Here is a 23,652-nt window from a genome sequence, read left to right as displayed (position 1 = left end):
CATAATTGTCTTTTTTTAAGAAATGTGGATCGTGGTATGACCAGTACCTGTCAACGAATCATTTTTTACTGCTGAAGGAAACTCAGATGTCTATGCCAGCGTGCAAAATGTAAAATAGGAACTTTTTATTTTATACGCCAGCAAAGGGAGCATCCGGTATCAGAAATTTTGATGTAGGGTGTGGGATTTATAGGGATTCCATAAAATGTTCAGACTATTATAATAATTATTAAAGAAGCTGCGCGGCTCAAAGCAAGAAGAAACATTGGTACCGTCTATGGAGAAATAGAAGGAGAAAAAAATGGAGAGAAACGTTGTGGTTGGTGATAGCGCCCTGACAAGGAAACGATCTATGCAGGGTATGGTCGCCGCCTGTCTGCTGATGATCAGCTGGACGGGCATGGGTTGGAACGCACTGGGAACGTATTCGGTATTTGTTGTTGAGGATCTTGGTTGTTCGACTGCGCAGTTCATGATTATCTTTACGATATTAAGCTGGGTCAATGCTGCGATCAGCATGACCATTTACGGTTTATGCATTGATAAGTTTGGTGCTCGCAAAATGATTTTATTCGGTGGACTGTTTTGCACGGCAGGATTTGCCTTGTTCGGCTTGTCACAATCGATCCAGTTCATGTGGTTTGCGGCGACAATATTCGCCATCGGGCTGGCATTTATCAATATTAACACATTGAATGTAATGATCAACAGCTGGTTCAAAAAGAACACAGCCAGATACACGGGCATCGCCCAGAGCTTTGGGCCTCTGGGAGGGGCATTTTTTAACTCCCTATGGGGAATTGTCATGGTCATGATTGGCTTTCGGATTCCGTTCTATATCAGCGCTGTGATTTCCCTGGTTTTTACCTTCCTGGTATATATTCTCTACGTGAATCAAGAGAATGCGGGGTGTCCGGCAAGAGGCGAGGCTGAACTGATGGAGGAAGCCAGGGAGAATGCCGGCGCTGAAGAGGAAGTAACCATCGAAACCGGTCTCTCCTTTGGCGCTACGGTTAAAAAGGGCCGGTCCTGGCTGCTGCCAATCTGCTATATCCTGGCAGGTATATGCGACTACGGTCTGTTAGGAAACTTCGCACTGATCGCGGCTTCCCACGGCTACGCGGAGCAGGCCGGATTCATTATGGGATTCAGCTGGTTATTCCAGATCGCGGCCTTCCTGGTGCTGGGTACGGTCTGTGACAAATTGGGAAGCAAGTATTCTCAGTTGGTCTGTTTCATCATGGTGATTATCGTTTCAGGGCTATTTCTGGCTGATTTTGTTTCGCTTCCAGTGGTATTTCTGGCGGCAGCGATGCTGGGATTTGCCGACGGCGCCGTACAGCTGCCAATGGGCGCATCGGCGAGAGAAGCACTGGGTACGAAAGACTTTGCAAAAAAGATGGGACTTGTCGGCGGCGGATGTTATATCGGCGTGGGCGTTTCAACGGTAGTCGTTGCAAGAATCTTCGATGTGACAGGAAGTTATAAGCCGGCCTTTATACTGATTATCGCATTGAGTATCGTAACTGCACTGCTGTTCTTCGTGGCTACCAGAAGCGTTTACACGGATAAAGAAGTCGCAGAGGAAAGAATAACTGTAAAATAATTCAATAAGAATGTGGAGGGAATTTTTATGAAAGCGAGAATGTTAGACGGAAAAGTGGCAATTATCACAGGAGCAAGCTACGGCATGGGCTGTGCCATGGCAGAACTCTTTGCGGAAGAAGGCGCCAAGCTGGTAATTACGGCCCGCGGCAAGGAACAGCTGGACGCAGAAGTGGAAAAAATCAAGAAAATGGGGCATGAGGATGTGATCGGTGTTGTTGCTGACAACCAGTATACGGAAGACATAAAGAGAGTAATTAAGACGGCGGTTGATGCTTACGGGGATCTGGATATTGTACTCAACAATGCCGGGATCGGAGAACAGAAATCCATCGAAGAAACAGAAGATGAATGGATGGAGTTTATCCTCAAGGTGAATCTGGAAGGACCGATGAAATGGATTCGGGAATCGCTGAAGATTTTCCGCCCCAAAAATGACGGAGTTATTATCAACGTATCCTCAGTAAACGGAGAACGTCCCATGTGCGGCGCAGCCTACACTTCATCTAAAGGCGGCCTCAACACGCTGACCAAGAATGTGGCAATGCTGCTCAACGATACCAATATCAGAGTCAATGCGCTGGCTCCGGGAGCCACACGCACACCGGCCCACCTTGCCAATCTGGAAGGAAAGCAGGAGGGCGGAAAGTCCTGGGAAGGCCACAACGACAAGTATATGTACTTCCCAGGGCCTGAATGTGAATGCATCGATCAGGCTTGGGCATGCCTGTATCTGGCCAGTGAAATGGGAAGATGTGTAAAAGGCCAGGTACTGCAGGTCTGTAACGCGGCATTCTTATAATATACCACCCCTTGAAAGGCCATGGAGCTGCATACGCAATTTCATGGCCTTTTTCACTGAGCAATTAAGCCGTAACCGGCCGGGTTTAAAGCTGTTGCAATAGATATACCTGTTAAACATAGTATAATATATATTATAGGTATTTGTTATTATAAATAATTTGTTGTAATATTAAGACAAGTTAAAGATGTCGGGCGACCCGGCCCTCTAGGTTAATAATCGTTCGTACAGATTATATGTGAGGTGGATAATATGGATACGAAAAAGATCGCGGTTTTTTTAGAAGCAGTTAAAATGGGCAGTCTGAAAAAGACTGCAGAAAAATTGAACTATACTCAGTCAGGACTGATCTATTTGATGAATTCCCTTGAAAATGAACTGGGAGGTTTAAAGCTCCTCAACCGAACCTCAAAGGGCGTATGTCTGACAGAAGAAGGCATCGCTTTGGAGCCGTATATCAGACAAATCTATGAAAGTGAAGGCGAGCTTATCGACAAGATCCATGAAATCCAAAGGGAAGGTACCAGGAAATTAAGAATCGGTACCTATCCCATCTATGCCTGCGACGGCCTGCCGGGCGTGATCAAAACGTTTTTAGATGATCATCCGGACAACGATATTACAATTCGAGTGGCCACAGGTCAGGAACTTCCCAAACTTTTGTCAGAGGATGATATTGATCTGGCGATCGGTGAGGCCGGATTAGTGAAGGATGCAGCATGGATTCCGCTGATGGAATATGAAATTTATTCAGCGATCCCCCAGGCGTTTGATATTGGGGAAGAGGAATCGATTACCTTTGAGGCCCTCAAAGATTATCCGCTGCTGTTTTCTTCTTACAATCAGGTCAGCAACCAAATCGAAAAGCTGTTGGAGCGGGAAAATCCCTATAAAATCAAAGTGGAGTCCAGCGATGGATCGGCTTTGCTGCATATGGTCAGTGAAGGGCTGGGAGTTGCGTTTCTTTCCAGTCTCTATTTAAAGGAATGCCCCCAAACCGTTACCATGCGGCCGCTGGATCCGCCGCTGACAAAAGAACTGGGCGTCCTGGCAAAGCATGAAAAGATGAATTCACCCCTGATCAAAGCTTTCCTGCCATACTTGAAGGAAGCACAGTAATGGTCTCAATATAGGATGTTTTGATAGCTGGTATCATGTTTTCAGACTTCTTTGCGCGGATGTTCTATGGTAAGGTAAATCTATCAAAACAATGGATTTTAATTTAAAGTTTCGATGGATGAATCACGAGGAGGATGTATATTATGAGTAAAACTTGCAGAGCAGCAGTATTAAAAGCAGTGGGAGAAATGGAGATTCAAGAATTTCCAATTCCTGAAATTAAAGATAACGATGCACTATTAAAAGTGGAGATGGTAGGCGTATGCGGATCAGATCCCCATATGTATGAGGGGACCAACACCAACGCTTTTCCGCTGATTATGGGACACGAGATGGTGGGAACCATCGAAGAGATCGGCGAGTACAAAGCAAAGATCAGCGGATGCAAGAAAGGCGACCGAGTGGTCGTTGAGACTCGTTTTGGATGCGGTGTCTGTGAACCCTGCATACAGGGCAAGTATAACCGCTGTGTGGATGGACTTGGCTATGGATTCAGGATACCATGCACAGAGCCGCCGTATTTATGGGGCGCTTACAGCGAATATTTATATCTTCCGGAACGGGCGATTTTACATAAAATCAATGAAGATGTTCCGGCGGAGGCTGCAGTACTGACCTGTGCAGTTCTGGGAGATTCCGTCAACTGGCTGCAGATGATCGGTGGTCTTACTCTGGATGATACAGTCGTAATTATGGGGCCGGGGCAGCAGGGACTTGGCGGAATTGTCGTCGCCAGAGAAGGCGGTGCCAAGAAGGTCATCGTCACCGGTAAAGACCGCGACCAGGAGCGCTTTAAGATGGCAATACGTCTGGGGGCTGACCACATTATCAATGTAGATAAAGAGGATGTTGTGGCTAAAGTAAGAGAATATACAGGCGGCGCGCTGTGCGACATCGCTTTTGACTGCAGTGGTAACCCGGAGGCTCTGGAACAGTCCACGGAGTTTGTAAAGAAAGGCGCGACCATTGTTACACCGGGGCTTTACGGAGGGAAGAAAACCCCTATCGATTTTGACACGGTTGTTTTCGGTGAACTGCATATTAAGGGAGCGCATACCCATCATATGGGCTCTGTTAAAAAAGCCATCGATATCATCAACAGTAAAAAGTACCCGCTGGAGGATTTGGTAACACATAAATACACCCTCGACGAAGCGGAACATGCAGTAAGAGTTACTGGCGGCTGGGTCGAAGGCGAATTCCCGATCAAGGTTGTTATTGAGCCAAACAAATAAACCTGCTGGCATGAAATGAGGGGCATCGCAATGCACTCTGAACATTTGCTTTCGTGCGGTGTCCTATAAAATTTATCTTGTATTCCATTTGCCGTTTTTGTATAATGAAAGCAAGAAAGGCGGAACCGATTTCAACGGTCAGCCTGGAATACAGTCTAAAGTAACCGTATCGTGGGCTGCGAGGGCGGTTACTTTTTTATGTACTCGATCAGAATCATCACCACAATACCCATAAAGGTAAGCATTGTCATAAGTGTTTCATAATCTGACATATAATTTGCCCTCCCTTCCAAGATTTCCACAGAGTGGATTCTCATGCAGTTCGGGTAACTTTCCTTCTTCTGAAGGCTAACCGCTTTCGCCGCCGTTTCCTGCCAGATTCATTATAAGACATGCCACTTTAAATTACAATATATTACAGTAAAAAAATACCTTTTGCTTGCTTGATCCAACGGCTGAAGGAAGTAAGTCTCCTATCACACATGTGTGGCCCGCGGACATTGCGATGCACTCTGATAATTTGCTTTCGTGCGGTGTCCGGCTTACCTTTTATCCAAACACCAACGTAGTGACATGTGATGTTCCTTAAAATTTATCTTGTATTCCGTTTACCGTTTTTGTATAATGAAAGCAAGAAAGGCGGGACCGATGTCAACGGTCAGCTGTTTTCAGTTAAAAAATAACCGACTTGCTGCGAGAGGCGGTTATTTTTTTATGTATTCGATCAAAATACCTACCACAATACCCACAAAAACGAGCATTAGTGACAAGATTTCAAAATCCGACATAAACTTCGCCCTCCCTTCCAAGATTTCCACAGAGTGGATTCTCATGCAGTTCGGGTAACTTTCCTTCTTCTGAAGGCTAACCGCTTTCGCCGCCATTTCCTGCCAGATTCATTATAAGACATACCACTTTAAATTACAATATATTACAGTAAAAAAATGCCTTTTACTTGGTCTGATTCAATGTTCAATGGGAAGAAATCGTTCTGTCATATGTGGCCTGAGGGGGCGTTTGTTTGCTACAGTAAAACAGAAAGGGTCTCCAGCAGTACGGTAAACACGATCTTCTGCTTTCTGTCATAAGGCCATGTGAGAAGATCCTGCTGCTTTAGCCGGATCTGGCCGCATTTTTCTCTTTTTCGCAAATCCTGATGGGTCTGCAGCGCGCCTTGGATTCCGTCTCCGGGCTGCCCCTGGATTCCAATTTCATAGCCGATAAAAGTGGTTTCTCCAGTTGCCGCTAAGACAGCATCATTGAATTTTTTCACAATTAGCGCCGTTTCTTCCATAATCCTGACGGCTGTCCGATTATGGTAATCGACCGGTTCACCCAGCAAAGACATCATATGGGTCCGGATCCAGTCCGCCGTATCGTTGAGCTGGCTATGAACGTTCAACACAAGGGAGTAATCATAGCGCTTTCTTCCAAAATCCGGACGGTGCTTTCCTGCCTTTTCATACAGGCGTTCCAGCTCCGTAAACGTTTGGGAAACAGGGTCATTGAGGACATAACCCATTTGCAGATATTCCCTTCCCATAACTGATAGATACTGGATATAATCCTCATCCGTGATGCCCACAAAATCCTGCTGTTCCAGTTTAATGGCAGGATGTCCTTCAAGACTATACTGCCTGACGGCGGATTGCATAGCGTTTTCATTGAGATCGATCAAGGTTATCTCCCGGAAATGGCCGGCCAGCCGGGACAAATCCATGTCATTTCCGCGGCCGGCTCCGAAGATGGCCAGCGTCTTACCCTGGTCGCAAGCAGTAATCAGCAGGTTTGTCACCTGTTTCCGATATTCCTCCCACTGATTGAAGGCGTGCTCCCGTACTCTGGAGTTTTGCAGATCATAGTAAAATTTTTCAGCTGATATGGTTTCTCTCATCGTATTCACCTCTACCTTTTCTGCCACTATTATAAAGCCTCGGCGCCACAAAAGGAAAAGGGAGAATATGATAGCGAATTTGGAGTTTTTGATACGAGATGACGTAGCATGTTTTTCGATAGCGGGTATCATTTATTCAGACTTCTCTGACAAATGGGCCTATGGTAAGCTAAATACATCAAAAGAACAATGATTGAATGTTTGAAGAAAATAAGATTCAGAAATGGAGGAAAAACAATGGGAATGAATCGTATTGTATTGACCATTAACGGTGCCGAACGATCCTTGATCTGTGATATGGAAAAGGACACGCTGGCGGACGTTCTTCGCAACCTGGGGTTGACGGGGACAAAAGTCGGGTGCGGAAAAGGGCAGTGCGGCGCCTGCAATGTAATCCTGAACGGCAAACTGACCAGGTCCTGCACCTTAAATATCAAGCGGGTGCCGGAATATAGCCGGGTTGAAACCATAGAGGGTATTGGGACAGCAAACAATCTGCATCCCCTGCAGCTGGCATGGATCGTATACGGAGGCGTCCAGTGCGGCTTCTGTTCGCCGGGGTTCATCCTATCAGCAAAAGCATTGCTGGAAACAAACCCTTCTCCCACCAGAGAAGAAGTGCGAGACTGGTTCCAGAAAAACAGAAACGCCTGCAGGTGCACCGGCTACAAGCCTTTGGTAGATGGTGTTATGGCAGCGGCGGAAGTTATGCGGGGCGAAAAGACGATGGATGATTTGTACAATATGATTCCGGAAGATCAGGTATTCGATACCCGCTATCCAAAGCCTACTGCATTGGGCAAGGTTCTGGGAACAACTGATTACGGCGACGATATTTCGCTGAAGGTCCCTGACATGCTCCATCTGGCGCCGGTTATGCCGACCATCTCCCACGGGCTTTTAAAGAGCGTCGATACGGCGGCAGCGGAAAAGGCAGAAGGCGTCGTCAAAGTCATTACGGCAAAAGACGTACCAGGTACCAATCGAATCGTATTTCCAATCGGAACCAGCTGGGCGGACGGCGAAGGATCCGAACGGCCGATTATCTGTGATGAAAAGGTATTTCGCCGCGGCGATGTAATCGCACTGGTGGTTGCGGACACCAGAAGACATGCTAGGGATGCGGCAAAGCTGGTTACCGCAGAATATGAACAGCTGCCCGAATATTTGGACGCACTGGATGCGGTTGCGGAGGATGCGCTGGAAATCCATCCGGGAATGCCCAATGAATTCCTGAGAAAAGCCAGATTCCACGGAGAAGACACCAGGCAGACACTTCCCAAATCCGCGCATCAGGTTGAGCTGAGCGTAAGAAACCAGACCCAGCCTCATATGCCCATTGAACCGGATACTGCAAATGCTTATATCGACGGAGACGGCAGGCTGACGATCATGTTCAAAACCCACGCCTTATACATGCAGAAAGGGTTTATCGCTTCGGGTCTGGGAATCGATCCGGAAAACATACGCCTGATCTTAAACCCGTCCGGCGGCTCCTTCGGGTACGCTTTCTCGCCGGGAACCATTGCTCTGGTAGGGTTGGCATCACTTTTGACCGGCAGCCCCTGTACCCTGACCTTCAGCTATGAAGAGCATCAGGCGTTTACCGGAAAAAGGCCGCCTACTTATCAGAATGTACGGATCGGCTGCGACGAAAAGGGAAAAATCACCGCAGCGGAGCTGGATATCCTCTACGATAATGGATGTTATTCTGAAGCAGCCAACAGCGGCGCTTTAGTGCCGACAAAATATTTCATGACTCCATATACAACACCGAGTGCCAGAGTTCTTTCGAGAACGACCTTCTCCAATACCCCGTTCAATACGGCTTACCGATGTCCGGCAGCCGCCAATATGTACACCGGTCAGGAACAGGCTATGGATATGCTGGCGGAAAAAATGGGCATGGACCCGATGGACTTCCGGCTGCTCAACGTATGGCAGGAGGGCGATACCGCCATCTACGGCGAAAAGCCGACCGTATATGTTGCAGAAGGAATTTTTAAGGAAATGAAACCGATCTATGAAAAGCTCAAAAAGCATGCGGCGGAAAACACCACCGAGGAAAAGAAATACGGTGCCGGCGTGGCCTTTGGTTCCTTTAACATCTCCAACAGCGGCGACCATGCGGAAATCGCTCTGGAGCTGAACCCGGACGGTACGGTGACCCATTACAGCACTTGGGAAGATATGGGGCAGGGCGCGGACGTGGGATGTCTTGCTTATACCCACGAAGCCTTAAAGCCGTTAGGTCTCAAACCGGAACAAATTCATATTGTCATGAGCGATACGGACACTTGCCCGGATACGGGTCGGGCGGCGGCCAGCCGGTGCAATCTGATGACCGGACAGGCCACGGACGACGGCGCCAAAAAGATGCTGGACGCCATGCGCAAAGAGGACGGTACTTACCGGACCTATGATGAGATGGTGGCGGAGGGTCTGCCAACAAGATTTGTAGGAGCCTTTACCCAGCCGGTCAACGAGAAGCTCAATGAAAACGACGGCTTTGGCAAATTCCCGCCTGACCAGAGTTATGCCGGATTCGTTTGCGAAGTGGAAGTGGATGTTGCTACCGGTAAGACGAAAGTCATCGCTATGCACTGCGTATCCGATGTGGGCAAGGTGACCAACTGGCTGTCCCTGGAAGGCCAGGCTTTCGGCGGTATGATGCACTCCATCGGTTATGCGCTGAGCGAAAATTATTATGACTTTAAAAAACATAACAACCTGATTGGCTCGGGATTCCCCTTCATTAAAGATATTCCTGATGGAGAGAACTTCACCCTCACCAACCTGGAGACAGTCAGAGACTATGCGGCCTTTGGCGGTACGGGAATATCGGAAGGATATCAGTCAGCAGGCCATGTAGCAGTCTTAAATGCATTATATGCGGCAGTGGGCGTGCGGATCGGCATGCTGCCGGCTACACCGGATAAAGTCAAGGCGGCAATGGAAGCAAAGGCAAATGGTACTTACAAGGAACAGGAGCCATTCTTCTTTGGAAAGGACTTCCATGAATATCTGGACTATATCAAGGCTCATCCGAGAATCGAATATAAAGGAGCTGTCGTACATCACTAAGGATTGCGGCTGGCTGCGGAATTAAGAAAGAGCTGCTGCGCGAACTGCTTTGCGCAGCAGTGTATTTGTGTTCTGGGATACCGAGCGAAAGCAAGTTTTACGGAGGTACATATGGATTTTTACCAACTCATTGAGGACGGAAAGAAAAAATGTCTCAGGGATTCACCAACTCCATGCTCCCATGCCTGTCCGCTGGGGATGGATGTACGGGATTTCATCAAAAAATTTCGCAGCGGATTGATATCGGCGGCGTATAAAACCTTTAGCCAGTCTGCGGTGCTGCCGGGGGTCGTCTGCCACATTTGTGGAGAGCCTTGCAAAAACGATTGTGTACGAAAAGAAATCGACGAAGCGGTATCTTTGAAAGGTCTCGAACGTTTTTGTTGGCAGCAGGCACATGGACAGCCGAAGAAAGCCTATTATATCCGCGAAAAGAAAGAAAGGATCTTGATCTGCGGCGGTGAGATAGGGGAACTGGTCTGCGCCGTTAAGCTGGCTCGCCGGGGCTATCCGGTAGATTTGGCGGTAAAGGGCAATCAGCTGGGCGGGTCCTTGTGGGACCTGGATCATGAGGTTTTGCCCCCACAGGTTCTGGAGGAAGATTTGAATGAAATCCTGGAGGAAAAGTATATTCATGTACTCTGGCGCACATCGGAGATCCCTTCCCAAATGCTGCCTGAATATGACGCGATTCTTTTATCTGAGGAGGATTACGGAATCAACAGTGAAACCTTGAGGGACAGCAAAGTATTCAAGATAAAACAGGAAGGATCCCCACTTGAGAATATTCATCAAGGCAATCAGTTGTCCTATCAAATTGAAGAATACGTGAAAATTCATAAGGTGTTCATGACGCAAACATCTAAAAGCGCAGAACCATATGCGCCTGATCCAGCCGGCCTCGAGAAAAAAGCGAGGACCCTTCCGGCCGATGAAGCCCATTGGACACGGGATGAGGCTATGACGGAGGCGGAGCGGTGCATCCAGTGCCAGTGCAGCCTTTGCTCCGATGTCTGCCCGATGATGCAGCATTATCATGAAGACTATAAGCAGCTGGCTTCGGCGGTTCTGGATACGGTGGAAGCCCAGGAGATTGACAGAAAGCGGGGGCTTTACCCGTTGATGTCCTGCCTGCAATGCGGCGCATGCGAACAGGTGTGTCCGGTAAACATCGATACCAGGAGACTCTGCCTTTCTTCCAGACGAATGATTCATAAGAAGAAAATTCTTCCCCAGGCTCACTATCATTTCTGGCTGGAGGATATGCGTCATGCCAACGATCAAGCAGAGCTTCTGATTCCGGCCGCAGGGAGCAGCAGGTACGTTTATTTCCCCGGCTGTCAGATGGGAGCATCTTATCCCGAATACGTGGAGCATTCTTATGATTGGCTGCGGCAGCTTTATGGGGATCAGGTGGCATTGTGGAACCGCTGCTGCTGCGCACCGGCATATTGGTGCGGCAATGAAGTTTTATATACAGAGGAAACACAGGAAATTCGCAGCAAATGGCTTGAATGGGGAAAGCCGGTCTTTATTTTGTCCTGCCCTACCTGTATGGAACAGTTTCAGGCTCATTTCCCGGAGATTGAGGTGGTTTCCTTATGGTCGCTGCTGGCTGGAAACATGGAGCAAAAGGAACCCAGGAACCAAAAATTCGCCATCTTCGATTCCTGCGCAGCCAGAAAAGATGACCAGCTGCTGCAGGATATCCGTAAAATCGTTTCTTTGGCAGGTTACGAGGGAATCGAATTGAGCAAGAATAAGGAACAAGCTCAGTGCTGCGGATACGGCGGTCTTGTTTATTCCACAAATCCTCAGTTGGTGGAGAACGTGATTGCTGAAAACAGCCAGCAGGAAAGCTGCCCCTTTGTCACTTACTGTACCAACTGCATGGATAGCTTTCGATTAAGCAAAAAAGACGCTCGCTTTATCTTTGATCTGGCCTTCGAGATACAGCCGCAGCAGCAGGTGCCCGACTTGACCGGCCGCCGCCAAAATCGTATGAGCTTGAAATACCGCCTTCAGAAAAAATACTTGCATATAGAAAGAATGGAGGAAAGTATGGCTTATGAGACGATCAGTCTGAGGATGGATGAAGAAACAGAACGCAGTATCAACAAACAGCTTTTGCTTGAAGACGATATTCAGCAGGTGATTGGTTATGCGGAAGAAAACAGCCTTTATCTATACGATGGGGATACAAAGGAACATATCGCGCACAAACAGACGGGATTCATCACCATCTGGGTCAGATATAAGGCCCTGGGTGACGATGTTTACCAAATCAGCAGCGTGTATTTTCACCGTGTAAAGCTGAAGGGAGAACAAAATGACGGAGAGTAAAAAGGAACGAATCTTTTGCGGAAAATGCAAAGTCGAGTTAGTCCTGAAAAAGACGGATTTTCAGTATATGCGCTTTACCTTTAACCACCAGGTTCCGGTGTGCCCGGTCTGCGGGCAGGCCTATCTTTCGGAAGAACTGGTGAACGAGAAGGTCAAGGAGCTGGAGAAAAATTTTGAAGAAAAATAAGTTAGGAGAATCAAAAAAAATGAACAAAACCATTGCTGCGAAAGAAAGTAAATATCCTTGGGCGGTCTGCGCCGCATGTGCGATGGTGTTTTTTACCAGCATCGGCATGACGCCGGGAACTTTTTCCGTACATGCGCCCTTTATGATCGACCAGTGGGGCCTTACCAATGTCCAGAATTCAACGATTGTTTCGGTAAGGACTTTCGTTGGCCTGGTTACGATGTTTTTTTGCGGGGCGTACTACAAAAAACTATCGCTGCGGATGGGCATGACTCTGGGCGTTCTTCTGGGCGCGATTGGTTTTGGTGTTTTTGCTTTTGCAGATACCTTTGCTATGGGCTGCGTGGCAGCCGTATTTACCGGGGCTTGTTATGGATTTGCCGGTTCAATTCCGGTTTCCATGATTCTGGTGGCTTGGTTCAACCGGCATCGTATGCTCGCTATGAGCATCAGTTTTGCGGCATCGGGCTTTGCAGCCATGCTCGTTCCGCCCATCGCTACCTATCTGATTCTGCGATTCTCCCTGCGAACCGCCTTTTTATGCGAGGGCATCTTTGTCCTGGCTATGGCAGCGCTGGCTTATGCTATCCTGCGGGATAAACCGGAAGATTTAGGTCTATTGCCTCTTGGCGGCAGTGAAGAACTAGAAGAGAAAAAGGGAAAGAAAACAGTGAAGCATTTGAACGAGTATGCTCCCAATAAAGTCAGCCTGACCTTGATGTTCGTCGTTACTTTTTTGATCGGCGCTATGAATTACACAGCATATAACCATTTCAGCGTGCTTTATTCAACATCGGGATGGGATGCCCAATCAATCGCTCTGTTAATGTCCCTGGCCGGGTTTTCACTGCTCTTGGGAAAGGTCTTGTGCGGACAGCTGATTGATCTTTTTTCTGCCAGAAAAACAGCTTTTCTCTTTTTTGGATTCACCTTCATATCCATGATTATGGCTACAATGGCAGCAAATCCCAACTTTGGGCTCCATATAGCGACCATGCTGATTTACGGCCTTGGAGGCGTTCTGGCGACAACCGGCATCTCCGCCTACGCTCTGGATTTATCCACCAAAGAAACATACGGCGACGTGGTGCGGTACAGCTATGTGATTTATGGCGCAAGCGGCGTAGTCTGCAGTTTCGGCATGGGCCTGATCGCTGACCTTACGGGGAGCTATGTTCCGGCGTATATCGGTTTGGCCGTACTGACGATCCTGGCATTTATTCTGCTTCAGACGGCCTATCGGCTGGCTGAGAAGAAATAAGATTGTGGCCGGCTACGCTTCAAGAAATCTGGATTCCAGCAGCGGCGAGGCTTTGAGAACGCGGCCGGCGGCAAACTGGTCATCGAACAGCCAGTCCTTTAGCTCGTGATTTTCGAGGATCAGCGGCATGCGGTGGTGAATGGGCGCCATAGACGCATTGGCCCCGGTTGTCAAAATGACAAACCTTAGCTGGTCCTCATACGCGTTGAATAGGCCAGCCATATATACCGAATTTTTCCCGGGCAATGTAAAATAATATTTATCCTTGCCTTTGCCGGTTTCTTGTTTCTTCCATTCGTAAAATCCGGTGGAAGGGATGATGCATCTTTTGCTTTTCAGGGGATAGGCAAACGTCTTTTTTTCTGCTGCCGTTTCGCTGCGGGCATTGATAATCAGACCTTTTCCATCCCAGCGCGGAAATCCCCAGGCGAGTAAATCCACATCAATTTTTTGGCCCTGGCCCACCAAAATCGGCACTCGGTTATCAGGGTAAATGTCGCCGGACGGGCAGGAGCCTTTGCCGTATTTTTCTTCGATCATTCTGACCACCCGGTTCATTTCCCGATATTCTTCACTTGTATAAAAGGTATATCTTCCGCACATAAATTCTTTCCTTTCTTTTCTCCATAGGCGGGCGATTCAATCACCATGCTAGGAGCAACTATCCTAAAACGATTTTTTTATCAGGAATTAAGATAATCTGACGGTTCTTTTTCTTGTTATGTAAACTAACACAATAAGAAAGTATCATTAGTTTGAGAAAGCTATCGTCATTTTGCCACATATCCGCCATCGACCATGAGGGTTGTACCAGTGATGAAAGAAGCCGCATCGGATGCCAGGAACAAATAGGCTTCCGCAACTTCAGTGGCTTGGCCCATTCGTCCAATTGGATGGAGCTTTGCGAACTCTGAACAATATTCATCTATAGTCTGCCCGTTTTGACGGGCATCATCCTCTGCCATTTCAGTAAGAATATATCCGGGAGCAACGGCATTGACGCGGATTTGAAAGCCTTGCTCTCCGCAGTATAAAGCAGCACAGCGGGTCATGGACTGTACCGCGGCCTTGGTGGCGCTGTAGCCGAAGAAGTTGCTGTCTCCTACGACGCCATCAACAGAAGCGGTACTTACGATTGCTCCTGGCTTACCGTTTTCTGCGATGGCTGCAATTCCAAACTGCATGCCGTAATATACGCCGGTCTGATTGGTGGCGATCATTTTGTTCCATGTTTCATCGGTGATTTCCCCTAAATTTTCGCGAAAACTGATGCCTGCGTTGTTAATCACAATATTCAATTCACCGAATGTTTCTTTTGTGAAAGTGATAGTGCGCTCCCAGCTTTTTCGGTCTGTCACGTCCAATCTGCAAAATGCTGCTGAGCCGGGAAACTTGCTGTTCAGCCCAGCCGCCAAATTGCTTCCGTCATTTTCATTTCTCCCGCACAGAACGACCTTTGCGCCTTCTGATGCGAAAAGCTCTGCTGTTACTTTTCCGATTCCTTTTGTCGCGCCTGTAATTAAGGCTGTTTTTCCTTCTAGTCTGTTCAATTTATTCAGCTCCTTCCTTTTAACTGACATTATAAGGGGCTTTGCGTAGAAAGATCAAGCTTCTGAAGCAAGAAAACTCCATTGTCCGTCTCCCTGTTCAACCAAATTGACATAGAAATACTACGGATGCTTCCCATAATGAGGTTTGTGCAGGAATCCCCGCTGATCCCGACTCTGCTGATGATCCTCTTCCATCCAGGTCTGAATTTTTTTACTCTTCAACACATCAAAGGGTTAAAACAAGCAATGCATTATAATTTGCTCTGAGGAGATGATGCACAAAACGGATACTAAAAGAAGCAGGAGTAGTGTGGAATGGACGGTGCTTTTTTGAAATGATCCGGGGATTTAATGAAAAGGGCGTTGAAGGTGGTGAGGATGAGGCATTTTGCCGGCGCATAATTGAACTATAATTGAAAAGTTTAGTCAGCGGCTGTGAATAGTTGTATGTTGCTTTTGCGCGATGGTGGGCTTGACTCATATATATTTAAAAAGTAAAATATATAAAATTGAACTTGAGGGGAAGATACAGGTGAAAGTTTTAGCAAATCATTAGACATAATGCGCATTTTTGAAAGAAAAAGATAAATTGTGAGAGAGTGTGAGAGGGTGAGAGCAAGGCATGATTTTTTTCATAGCTTCAAGAGAAGAAAGGCGAGACTAATTGCTGGCATTGATGGTTTGGGAAATTTTTGTGGGATGTAAAAGTATACTTGGAAGATTTGTTTTGATGGCGGGATTGTCGACCTGCGATCGTGTAAAAAGGGCCGGGGGTCGACAATGCTTGAATTAAAAAGAGCTAGATATGTAATAAACAACTTTCGTGCAGCTAATAATGCGACATTTGAGGTGTTAAAACATAGGTCGACAAAAAAGGTGATGAAAAGCGTTGGTAATAGCCGACTTTAGGGCGGCGGATTAAATAAGTACCAGATTGGAATATAAATAAAAACATGCAGGGCAGCAGTGCTCAAAGGCGTCCGGATTAAATAAGTGCCAGATTGGAATATAAATAAGTTTTTGCACTTTTGTAATATTTTATTGTAAAAGATTAAATAAGTGCCAGATTGGAATATAAATGTCCTTCAGAATCCTCCATGCTACCCGCTCGGCCTGCATTAAATAAGTGCCAGATTGGAATATAAATGTATCCTGCGTATTTTTCAACAGTTTTACGGTTTGCATTAAATAAGTGCCAGATTGGAATATAAATGATGATCTCTACGCTGAAGGATTCGGTCAGCAAGAATTAAATAAGTGCCAGATTGGAATATAAATGCCGATCGAGCTGGTTCCCGTATACCGATTCAATGGAATTAAATAAGTGCCAGATTGGAATATAAATGTGTAAACCGTACCGATACCAGAGAGCCTGTCAAATTAAATAAGTGCCAGATTGGAATATAAATCTCTATATGGAGGTGGAGAAGTTATGAGCAAGGACGGATTAAATAAGTGCCAGATTGGAATATAAATGATCATCGATGGATGGTTTGGGTCAAAGCTGCGGGATTAAATAAGTGCCAGATTGGAATAATAAATGCCTTTTGCGATTGTTCTGTGCGGGCAGTTCTTTCCGATTAAATAAGTGCCAGATTGGAATATAAATGAAATAATATAAGATATGATTGCTGCCCCTAACCCTATTAAATAAGTGCCAGATTGGAATATAAATGATTGTTGTAGGTATTTTTGTAAATACACACGATATATTAAATAAGTGCCAGATTGGAATATAAATGTGTCAGTTACTCGATCAATTAAAGATTGCTGCAAATTAAATAAGTGCCAGATTGGAATATAAATAAGCTTTAATTTGACTAAGATGTAACGAGACATATTATTAAATAAGTGCCAGATTGGAATATAAATCCGTCCTCACCTTTTGTGAACGTCATCATCGCCGATAATTAAATAAGTGCCAGATTGGAATATAAAAGCAACATATGTCAAAATTGGAAAACTCCCCTGCACATATTAAATAAGTACCAGATTGGAATATAAATCTGTGAATCTTCTGCGGATAAGGTACGAATCGCGTATTAAATAAGTACCAGATTGGAATATAAAAAAGATTAATTGCCCGCTTGATTACTGTCAGTTGCAAATTAAATAAGTACCAGATTGGAATATAAAGGGGACAACGTGAGTTGCTTGAGGAGCCGGGAAAGTGATTTACTAGTACTAGTTTAGTTAGAACAAAACTTAGATTGAATGGTGTGATAAGTTACAGGGTTGTTATAATTGAATTAATCATAGACTCATGTATAAAAAATTGTATAGGCGGTATTAATATAGGATTATGTCAAGTGTCCTTATGTACTACAGAACTGAATATTATTTTATACGATGAAACCTATGCGCTCACTATGTTAGCTGGTATTTCTGGTATAAAATCTGCCTTGCAGTTCGCCTGCGACTCGCTGGTTAGAATGTTTTATAATGTTCTCCATTACGTGCGGTGTTAACATGACACTAAGTATTGTGAAACGTACTCGGCTTGCAAGATTATAACTTGCAGACAAATTAGTTTGATGTTGCCGCAAGGTCCAAAAATAAATGAAGAGTGTTTGACATGGTCCATATATTTAAACGCATATATTGCATAATTCCCTTTGACAAAGTAAAATATAGGAAAACAGAGGAGAAGAAGATTATGTCTGCGGAGAATTTAAGAAAGTTACTGAACATAATATGCACTGAAGCTACCACGATTGTTGGTTCAGACCTTGAAGAAATCATTTTATATGGTTCATACGCGCGTGGCGATTTTGATAGCGAATCAGATATAGACATTGCGCTCATTGTCAAGACAAACAGAACAGATTCCGTGAAATATCGTAAGGAAATTGTAAATTTGATGAGCGATTTGAGCCTTGATTTTGACGTGCTTGTAAGTATTTCCTGCATTCCACGAAATGATTTTGATAGGTATAAAGAAGTGCTCCCCTATTACAGAAATATTAATTGTGAGGGGGTGAGGTTAAGTGCATGATGATTTGGCTGTGACGCTTGCTAAATATAGGTTAGATCGTTCCAAAGAATTGATAATGGATGCGAGGCGGTTATATGAGGCAGCTAGCTATAAGAGCGGAAATAATAGGGCGTACTATGCGATCTTTTATGCAATGCGCGCGATCATCGCTTTGGACGGCGTTGACTTTAAAAAGCATTCTGGGGTAATTCAATATTTCCAGAGAGAGTATGTGAAGACTGGGAAGTTTAAGAGGGAGTATTCGCAGATCATTATGGAAGCAAATGAAATCAGGAATGCCAGCGATTATGATGATTTTTATATAGCCTCGAGAGAAGAAACGAAAAAGCAAATCGATGGTGCGGAAAAATTTTATACGGCAGTAAAAGTGTACTTAGAAGAAATCTTTTAATGGTGAAAACTGTCGACCTGTGATCGTGTAAAAAGGGCCGGGGGTCGACAATGCTTGAGTTATAAAGAGCCTGGCCCGTAATGACCAACTTCCGTGCACCAGTAATATGATGACTAAGGTAAAAAATCGTAGGTCGACAAAAAAGGTGTTGAAAAGTGTTGATATTAGCCGACTTTAGGGCGGCGGACTAAATAAGTACCAGATTGGAATATAAATCAAGCTCGGCCTGATAACGGGCTCGCTCAATGTCGTACTAAATAAGTACCAGATTGGAATATAAATTAAAACCGAAATGCAGCGGCTCACGGGCCTCGTCACAACTAAATAAGTACCAGATTGGAATATAAATAGCTATAAATATAAAGTCACAGCAAGAACTCCCTTTAACTAAATAAGTACCAGATTGGAATATAAATGACAATATAATCAACGCAAGTGCAATAACATGAGCAACTAAATAAGTACCAGATTGGAATATAAATGCTTCAAAAACTCCGCCTCGTCAATAAACGGTTTCACTAAATAAGTACCAGATTGGAATATAAATACAGACGCACAGCTTTTCAATAAGAGCAACTGGGAACTAAATAAGTACCAGATTGGAATATAAATACAACTACGGCGGCGTTCCGATATTCTTCCCGGTTATACTAAATAAGTACCAGATTGGAATATAAAGTCCCTTATCGCTCTCATTAACAACTTGTTAAGCTTCCTAATTAATAAGTACCAGATTGGAATATAAAGATGGAGGCTATCGGAAAAACACCCGAATGAAACTTCCAATTAATAAGTACCAGATTGGAATATAAAGGTATTCGCGGATCGTTTTGTCCACAAACACCAGATCAATTAATAAGTACCAGATTGGAATATAAAGTCTTTGTATAGGCCGAATGTGCCTTTGATAATTTTAAATTAATAAGTACCAGATTGGAATATAAAGTTTCATGTGCTGCCTCCGTTCTTCATCCTGCTGATTGAATTAATAAGTACCAGATTGGAATATAAATTATCACCATATGCCTCATCATTTTTTGTAAACATTGAATTAATAAGTACCAGATTGGAATTAAATTTCAGATAGTTCATTCCCTCCAGATCACTAATATAATATAAAGTTTGGTCATTTTTGTGTACAAGTTAAGATGTTCCCTAATTAATATATATCATATTGGAATGTAAATCAGATTATAATCTTCCTATTTTTGCAATTTTAACATGCAATAAATTCCAGCTTAGAATATAATTCGCACGATTAAAGGATAAGATCGTAGCCAGGCAATTTTGGCATAATTGAGATGCGTCCAAAGGAAACTCAGTATGGTCATTAATAACAGCGTGCGCATAAATGCGTAAAAGACGGCTAATATTATATTTTAAGCAGTTCTAATACCAATGACATGGGGAGATAAACAGCAGCGTCCACACGTAGGGCGGCTCGTTAGCCTGAGCCTACAACCTGATGCAGCTTGGCTAAAAGGTCAGTTTGGTCAATAATTTTCATTTTTATTGATACTACTTTAAACTAACGAGGGGGAATTTACTTAAAAACTGTCAATTGTTAATGATTTGCTGGTGAATTTTGATAGTTTCATGGATGGCAGGATCCCGTTAGGCTGATAGCTCGAGATAAAATATAAAAAAACGACCTTTTCTCAAAAGATATTGATCGTGGATGGTTGCTTTCCGTCGCCGCACGCACCCACTGCCGATTGTTTTGCTGAGTTCGAATGCTTGGACTTAGCTGTCGGATGACAGAAATTTGTATCTTACCCCCTACAAACCCATCCCTATCGCTTAGTCCCAATCCTTAATGACATCCACAGGTGTCAGTTTTTTCAGCTGAGACATGAAGGATATGCAATCATCAGGCAGTACGCCAGAAGCCATCAACAAAAAATTCCCGTCGAGGTATAGTTTTCGGTTCTCTTTGTCGTGAAAACCCAGATTTTAAATAAAGGATATATTAAACGATGCCCGTTCTGCCATCGTCCACACCATTTGGTACAAAATAATAAAGAAGATGAGGTCGGAAGCGCTGGAAAGCACGGCGATTATGGAAATCATAATTTACATAAAATATCAGCAATGCTTTCTGCATCAGCCGTTTTGATTGCTGCGTTAAGCCTGCCAGCATCAACATCTTCCAATAACTGTGCTCCTTCCCGTTCACCTAATCTCTAAGCATTAATCTCTCTCTTTTGAACGCCTCATATTTTCAAGGGGATGCTCTTTGCAGCTTGACCGCTTCTTCCCATTCCTGCTCTGTCAAGGAACGAATTACCATCTTGAACCCAACTTGAATGTACATCATTTTTCGCTCTAATTTCATAGAAAATTATTATTAAACTCTATATTCTACCTCCAAAAACAGCAAATTGATAACGATAAAAAGCAATTTAATTTTAAAAATACTGCTTTACATTACAACTGGTTGATAGATTTTAATAAGGTTAGATGGCTGCAAGGCATTGCAGGATAAGCTATTGTCTATTTTTTATTACGTAGGAAATATCGTTAGCGATTTTTCCGGAGTATCAACAAAGTCTACTTCTTTTAAGAATCGACGAAGCTGACTTTGTTCTTACAAAAAGAAACAGGAGGCGAAGAATGAAAGGATATGACGATGTGTACGCTGAATTAAAAGGGCGTACCGGTACGGCGCCTGAAATTGAACAGGAATTATGCAGGCGGATTGCTGAAATTGAGACCACCGGGTCGGTCGTTCCGGAACTGACCAAAATGGATTGGGTTATTACTTGGATCCTGATCGCAGTAGGAACCGTATTGCCCATTGCGTATTACGCCATCAAATTAGGAGTTTACATGTAGGAGGAAGGAAAATGGCAAATTTTAATGCAAATCAAGAATCCCAGTTTGGATTGCTGCCGATTTTAAAAGGGGAACGACAATATAATATTTTTGACAATTCCTGTGTAAATGTAGGATTGGCCATTGCGTCCTGGTGCTTCATGATCGGTGCATCGATGGCAACCTTTGCAGGATTCTGGACCTGTCTTTGGGGAACCCTGGCAGGAAACATGATTTCCGTGCTGGTAATGACCTGGATGCCATGTCTGTCAAGCTCAAAATACGGCATCGATGGATATTCAGGCTGTATCAGTTTCATGGGAGTCAAGGGGAAGAACTTTATTTTGGGGTGTGTTGCAATCTTCATCGTAGGATGGGTTATTGTATTGTCCACCATGTTCGGAAGATCCATCTCCAATATTACGGCTGCATTTGTTCACGCAGACAGCATGAGCTACACCTTTACCACGATTATGTCCATCATCTGCGTGTTCATTATGTTTCTCGTAGTTTGGAAAGGGCCGGTCGTTATTAAGAAGTTCAACAACATTGTGGCGCCGATGATGATCGTAGTAATTATCATGCTCTCTATCGTTTTGACGGTGAATATCGGATGGGAAAATATCGTAGCGGCAGAACCGACAGCCCCGTATCCGAGCAAATGGGTGAATTTTTTGGTAATCGTAGAGTTAAATTTCGGCGCAGGCTTGTCCTGGTGGCCTGAGATGGGCGGACTTTCCAGATTATGCAAAACTTCAAGAGCCGCATATTGGGCCAACCTGGTCGGTCTGGTACTGGCGGCGACCATCGCAACAGCAGTGGGAACAGCGGCATGTCTGACCCTTGGTACCGATGATCCGACAACCTGGATGCTCAAACTGTCAGGCGTTACACTGGGCGTTATTGCACTGCTTTTTATCGCCATCGCAAACATTACCTCGGCTGCAACAGATACGTATGCCCTTTGCCTGGGACTGAAAGGAACGAAGCTGCTGCAGAAAGTATCCTGGGGAAAAATTGTCGGCGTATTCAGTTTGATCGTGGCCATATGTCTGGCCTTGGGCGCTGATTGGATCTACGACCACTTCTATATCATGCTGGGCGTAACATGCGTTTTCTACGTGCCAATGACAGCCATCGCAGTGGTGGACTATTTCCTCTTGAGAAAACAAAAATTGGAAATGCGTTCGTTGTTCAATATGACGGAGACCTCCAAATATTACTTCTGGGGCGGAATCAATTGGGTAGCGCTGATTATCTTCATCGCAGCGGCACTATTCTATCTGGTATTCTTTAACCCGGCAACACTTGTCGTACATAAGCCATTTGTTTATTTCACCGCATCCTTCGGTACTTTTGTACCGACGGCAGTAATTTACTGGTTCTGCGCTAAGTCGTTCCTGGTGAAAAAAGGAGTCGGCGGATACCCAAGCCTATAGACATCACAATTAAAATAAGCGCCCTGAGACTTGAAGTCGTTTCAGGACGCTTGTTTTTTCGAAAAGCTTTAAAGGGGCAGAATCTCTACCCAGGCATCCAGATAATCATGTGGACGCTGATCAGAAGGCGAGATATCCGATGTGAGAAATTTGCTTAAAACCATGCCCGTTTTATAGCCGCGCCCGTGAAGCTCATCCAGATGTTCTTTCAGATTATTGGAAGCAGGCGCGCCGTAATCGGTTTCCAACAGAAATTCGATCCACGGTGTTGTGCTGTCGGTATTTCTCCATAAATACTCGTGATTTGGATTATGATTGTCATCGATAAAGATTCCATCAGCAAAATGCATATCCTTATCTGGAAAGAAAACGATCCCCATATAAGAATTCATTAGATAATCGTGGAGATTTTTCCCATTATCGTTCCATTGCCATTTGATGATGGCAGTGATATCCGGTATACTGAACTTGTATTTTTGAGATTGTTTCAGTTGAAAATATTTTTCCAACTGTTTATCTCGGTGCTGGATAAAATGAATATTTTTGTGGATCTCTTCCAATTGTTTCAAAAGAGCTTCTTTCGCCTGCTGGTAACAGCTCTTTTCCCTCAGCGCTCCGGCTTTTTTGATCGATTGCATATCGAGGATGGACAGCCCCATGGTTTTATAGGTCAGGAGATCTTCAATCTCAGTGATTGCATAGCGGGAATACTCCCGGTATCCATTCTCTTTATTGCGTATGGGGTGGAGCAGGCCTTTATCCTCCCAATACCGCAGTGTGGATTTTGGAATGTTAAAGATCCGGGATACCTGTTCAATGCTCAAATTTTCGGGAAATGTTTCGTTGAATTGATACATAAGGCAGCCTTCTTTATAATTTTAAGGTGTCCCTCTTATTATATATCTTAAACCCGACTTGAAGGCTAGTTAATTT

The 23,652-nt window shown here is 44.7% G+C and carries 17 protein-coding genes and 2 CRISPR repeat arrays; of the genes, 12 read left to right on the top strand and 5 right to left on the bottom strand.

Translation table 11 applies throughout. The annotated features are described in order from the left end of the window. The first annotated feature begins 301 nt into the window (after positions 1-301). The 4 genes from NIA71_RS06645 (at position 302) to NIA71_RS06630 (ending at position 4,761) form a co-directional block, all read left to right on the top strand. Complete coding sequence (locus NIA71_RS06645) at positions 302-1,606, top strand: MFS transporter (protein WP_148396272.1); 1,305 nt, start codon at positions 302-304, stop codon at positions 1,604-1,606. Positions 1,607-1,633: 27 nt separating this feature from the next. Beyond that, on the top strand, positions 1,634-2,407 hold the full coding sequence (locus NIA71_RS06640) for an SDR family NAD(P)-dependent oxidoreductase (protein ID WP_148396273.1): 774 nt from the start codon (positions 1,634-1,636) through the stop codon (positions 2,405-2,407). Positions 2,408-2,659: 252 nt separating this feature from the next. Further along, positions 2,660-3,526 carry a LysR family transcriptional regulator gene (locus tag NIA71_RS06635; protein ID WP_148396274.1) on the top strand — a complete coding sequence of 289 codons (867 nt, stop codon included), beginning with the start codon at positions 2,660-2,662 and terminating at the stop codon, positions 3,524-3,526. 143 nt (positions 3,527-3,669) lie between these two features. Next, a complete protein-coding gene (locus NIA71_RS06630) occupies positions 3,670-4,761 on the top strand; it encodes a zinc-dependent alcohol dehydrogenase (RefSeq protein WP_253019983.1) in 1,092 nt (363 codons plus the stop codon). 1,024 nt (positions 4,762-5,785) lie between these two features. Here the strand turns inward: NIA71_RS06630 and NIA71_RS06625 are convergent. After that, on the bottom strand, positions 5,786-6,655 hold the full coding sequence (locus NIA71_RS06625; protein ID WP_148396277.1) for a hypothetical protein: 870 nt from the start codon (positions 6,653-6,655) through the stop codon (positions 5,786-5,788). Between the two features lie 237 nt (positions 6,656-6,892). Between NIA71_RS06625 and NIA71_RS06620 the strand changes: the two genes are divergently transcribed. Genes NIA71_RS06620 through NIA71_RS06605 form a run of 4 tightly spaced genes read left to right on the top strand, consistent with a single transcriptional unit; the run spans position 6,893 to position 13,530 of the window. Further along, positions 6,893-9,739 (top strand): molybdopterin-dependent oxidoreductase, encoded by a 2,847-nt coding sequence (locus NIA71_RS06620; protein WP_148396278.1) that lies wholly within the window; start codon positions 6,893-6,895, stop codon positions 9,737-9,739. A 3-nt stretch (positions 9,740-9,742) separates the two neighbouring features. After that, positions 9,743-12,082, top strand: a complete 2,340-nt coding sequence (locus NIA71_RS06615; RefSeq protein WP_415270814.1) for a pyridine nucleotide-disulfide oxidoreductase/dicluster-binding protein — start codon at positions 9,743-9,745, stop codon at positions 12,080-12,082. After that, complete coding sequence (locus NIA71_RS06610; RefSeq protein WP_253019981.1) at positions 12,069-12,269, top strand: DUF7479 domain-containing protein; 201 nt, start codon at positions 12,069-12,071, stop codon at positions 12,267-12,269. The genes NIA71_RS06615 and NIA71_RS06610 overlap by 14 nt, the downstream gene beginning before the upstream one ends. A gap of 19 nt (positions 12,270-12,288) precedes the next feature. Further along, the gene (locus tag NIA71_RS06605) at positions 12,289-13,530 is read left to right on the top strand and encodes an MFS transporter (RefSeq protein ID WP_253019980.1); all 1,242 of its coding nucleotides are present in this window, start codon (positions 12,289-12,291) and stop codon (positions 13,528-13,530) included. 12 nt (positions 13,531-13,542) lie between these two features. Here NIA71_RS06605 and NIA71_RS06600 read toward each other — a convergent pair whose 3' ends face one another. Further along, entirely contained in the window at positions 13,543-14,133 is a 591-nt protein-coding gene (locus NIA71_RS06600; protein WP_253019979.1) for an SOS response-associated peptidase, read from the bottom strand. Positions 14,134-14,300: 167 nt separating this feature from the next. After that, entirely contained in the window at positions 14,301-15,080 is a 780-nt protein-coding gene (locus tag NIA71_RS06595) for an SDR family NAD(P)-dependent oxidoreductase (RefSeq protein ID WP_253019978.1), read from the bottom strand. 917 nt (positions 15,081-15,997) lie between these two features. Then, positions 15,998-17,217: direct repeats of the CRISPR family, unit length 30 nt; unit sequence ATTAAATAAGTGCCAGATTGGAATATAAAT. 519 nt (positions 17,218-17,736) lie between these two features. Here NIA71_RS06595 and NIA71_RS06590 point away from each other — a divergent pair. Together NIA71_RS06590 and NIA71_RS06585 are read left to right on the top strand one after the other, a co-directional pair. Continuing rightward, complete coding sequence (locus NIA71_RS06590; protein WP_253019977.1) at positions 17,737-18,075, top strand: nucleotidyltransferase domain-containing protein; 339 nt, start codon at positions 17,737-17,739, stop codon at positions 18,073-18,075. Further along, positions 18,068-18,466 carry a HEPN domain-containing protein gene (locus NIA71_RS06585; RefSeq protein WP_253019976.1) on the top strand — a complete coding sequence of 133 codons (399 nt, stop codon included), beginning with the start codon at positions 18,068-18,070 and terminating at the stop codon, positions 18,464-18,466. Before NIA71_RS06590 ends, NIA71_RS06585 begins: the two co-directional genes overlap by 8 nt. A gap of 186 nt (positions 18,467-18,652) precedes the next feature. Then, a CRISPR array of direct repeats spans positions 18,653-19,545; the repeat unit is 30 nt; unit sequence ACTAAATAAGTACCAGATTGGAATATAAAT. Positions 19,546-20,435: 890 nt separating this feature from the next. Here NIA71_RS06585 and NIA71_RS06580 read toward each other — a convergent pair. Further along, positions 20,436-20,612, bottom strand: a complete 177-nt coding sequence (locus tag NIA71_RS06580) for a hypothetical protein (protein ID WP_253019975.1) — start codon at positions 20,610-20,612, stop codon at positions 20,436-20,438. A 467-nt stretch (positions 20,613-21,079) separates the two neighbouring features. On the opposite strand from NIA71_RS06580, the gene NIA71_RS06575 reads away from it, so the two are divergent. Together NIA71_RS06575 and NIA71_RS06570 are read left to right on the top strand one after the other, a co-directional pair. Next, positions 21,080-21,301, top strand: a complete 222-nt coding sequence (locus NIA71_RS06575) for a hypothetical protein (protein ID WP_148396285.1) — start codon at positions 21,080-21,082, stop codon at positions 21,299-21,301. A gap of 11 nt (positions 21,302-21,312) precedes the next feature. Beyond that, the gene (locus NIA71_RS06570; protein WP_253019974.1) at positions 21,313-22,719 is read left to right on the top strand and encodes a purine-cytosine permease family protein; all 1,407 of its coding nucleotides are present in this window, start codon (positions 21,313-21,315) and stop codon (positions 22,717-22,719) included. Between the two features lie 68 nt (positions 22,720-22,787). On the opposite strand, the gene NIA71_RS06565 is transcribed toward NIA71_RS06570, so the two are convergent. Next, positions 22,788-23,576, bottom strand: coding sequence for a MerR family transcriptional regulator (locus tag NIA71_RS06565; RefSeq protein ID WP_253019973.1), 789 nt, complete (start codon positions 23,574-23,576; stop codon positions 22,788-22,790). Between the last annotated feature and the right edge of the window lie 76 nt (positions 23,577-23,652).

It is taken from the genome of Ihubacter massiliensis, from assembly GCF_024125305.1.
Lineage (GTDB): Bacteria > Bacillota > Clostridia > Peptostreptococcales > Anaerovoracaceae > Hominibacterium > Hominibacterium faecale.
This window is presented reverse-complemented; position numbering and strand designations above follow the sequence as displayed.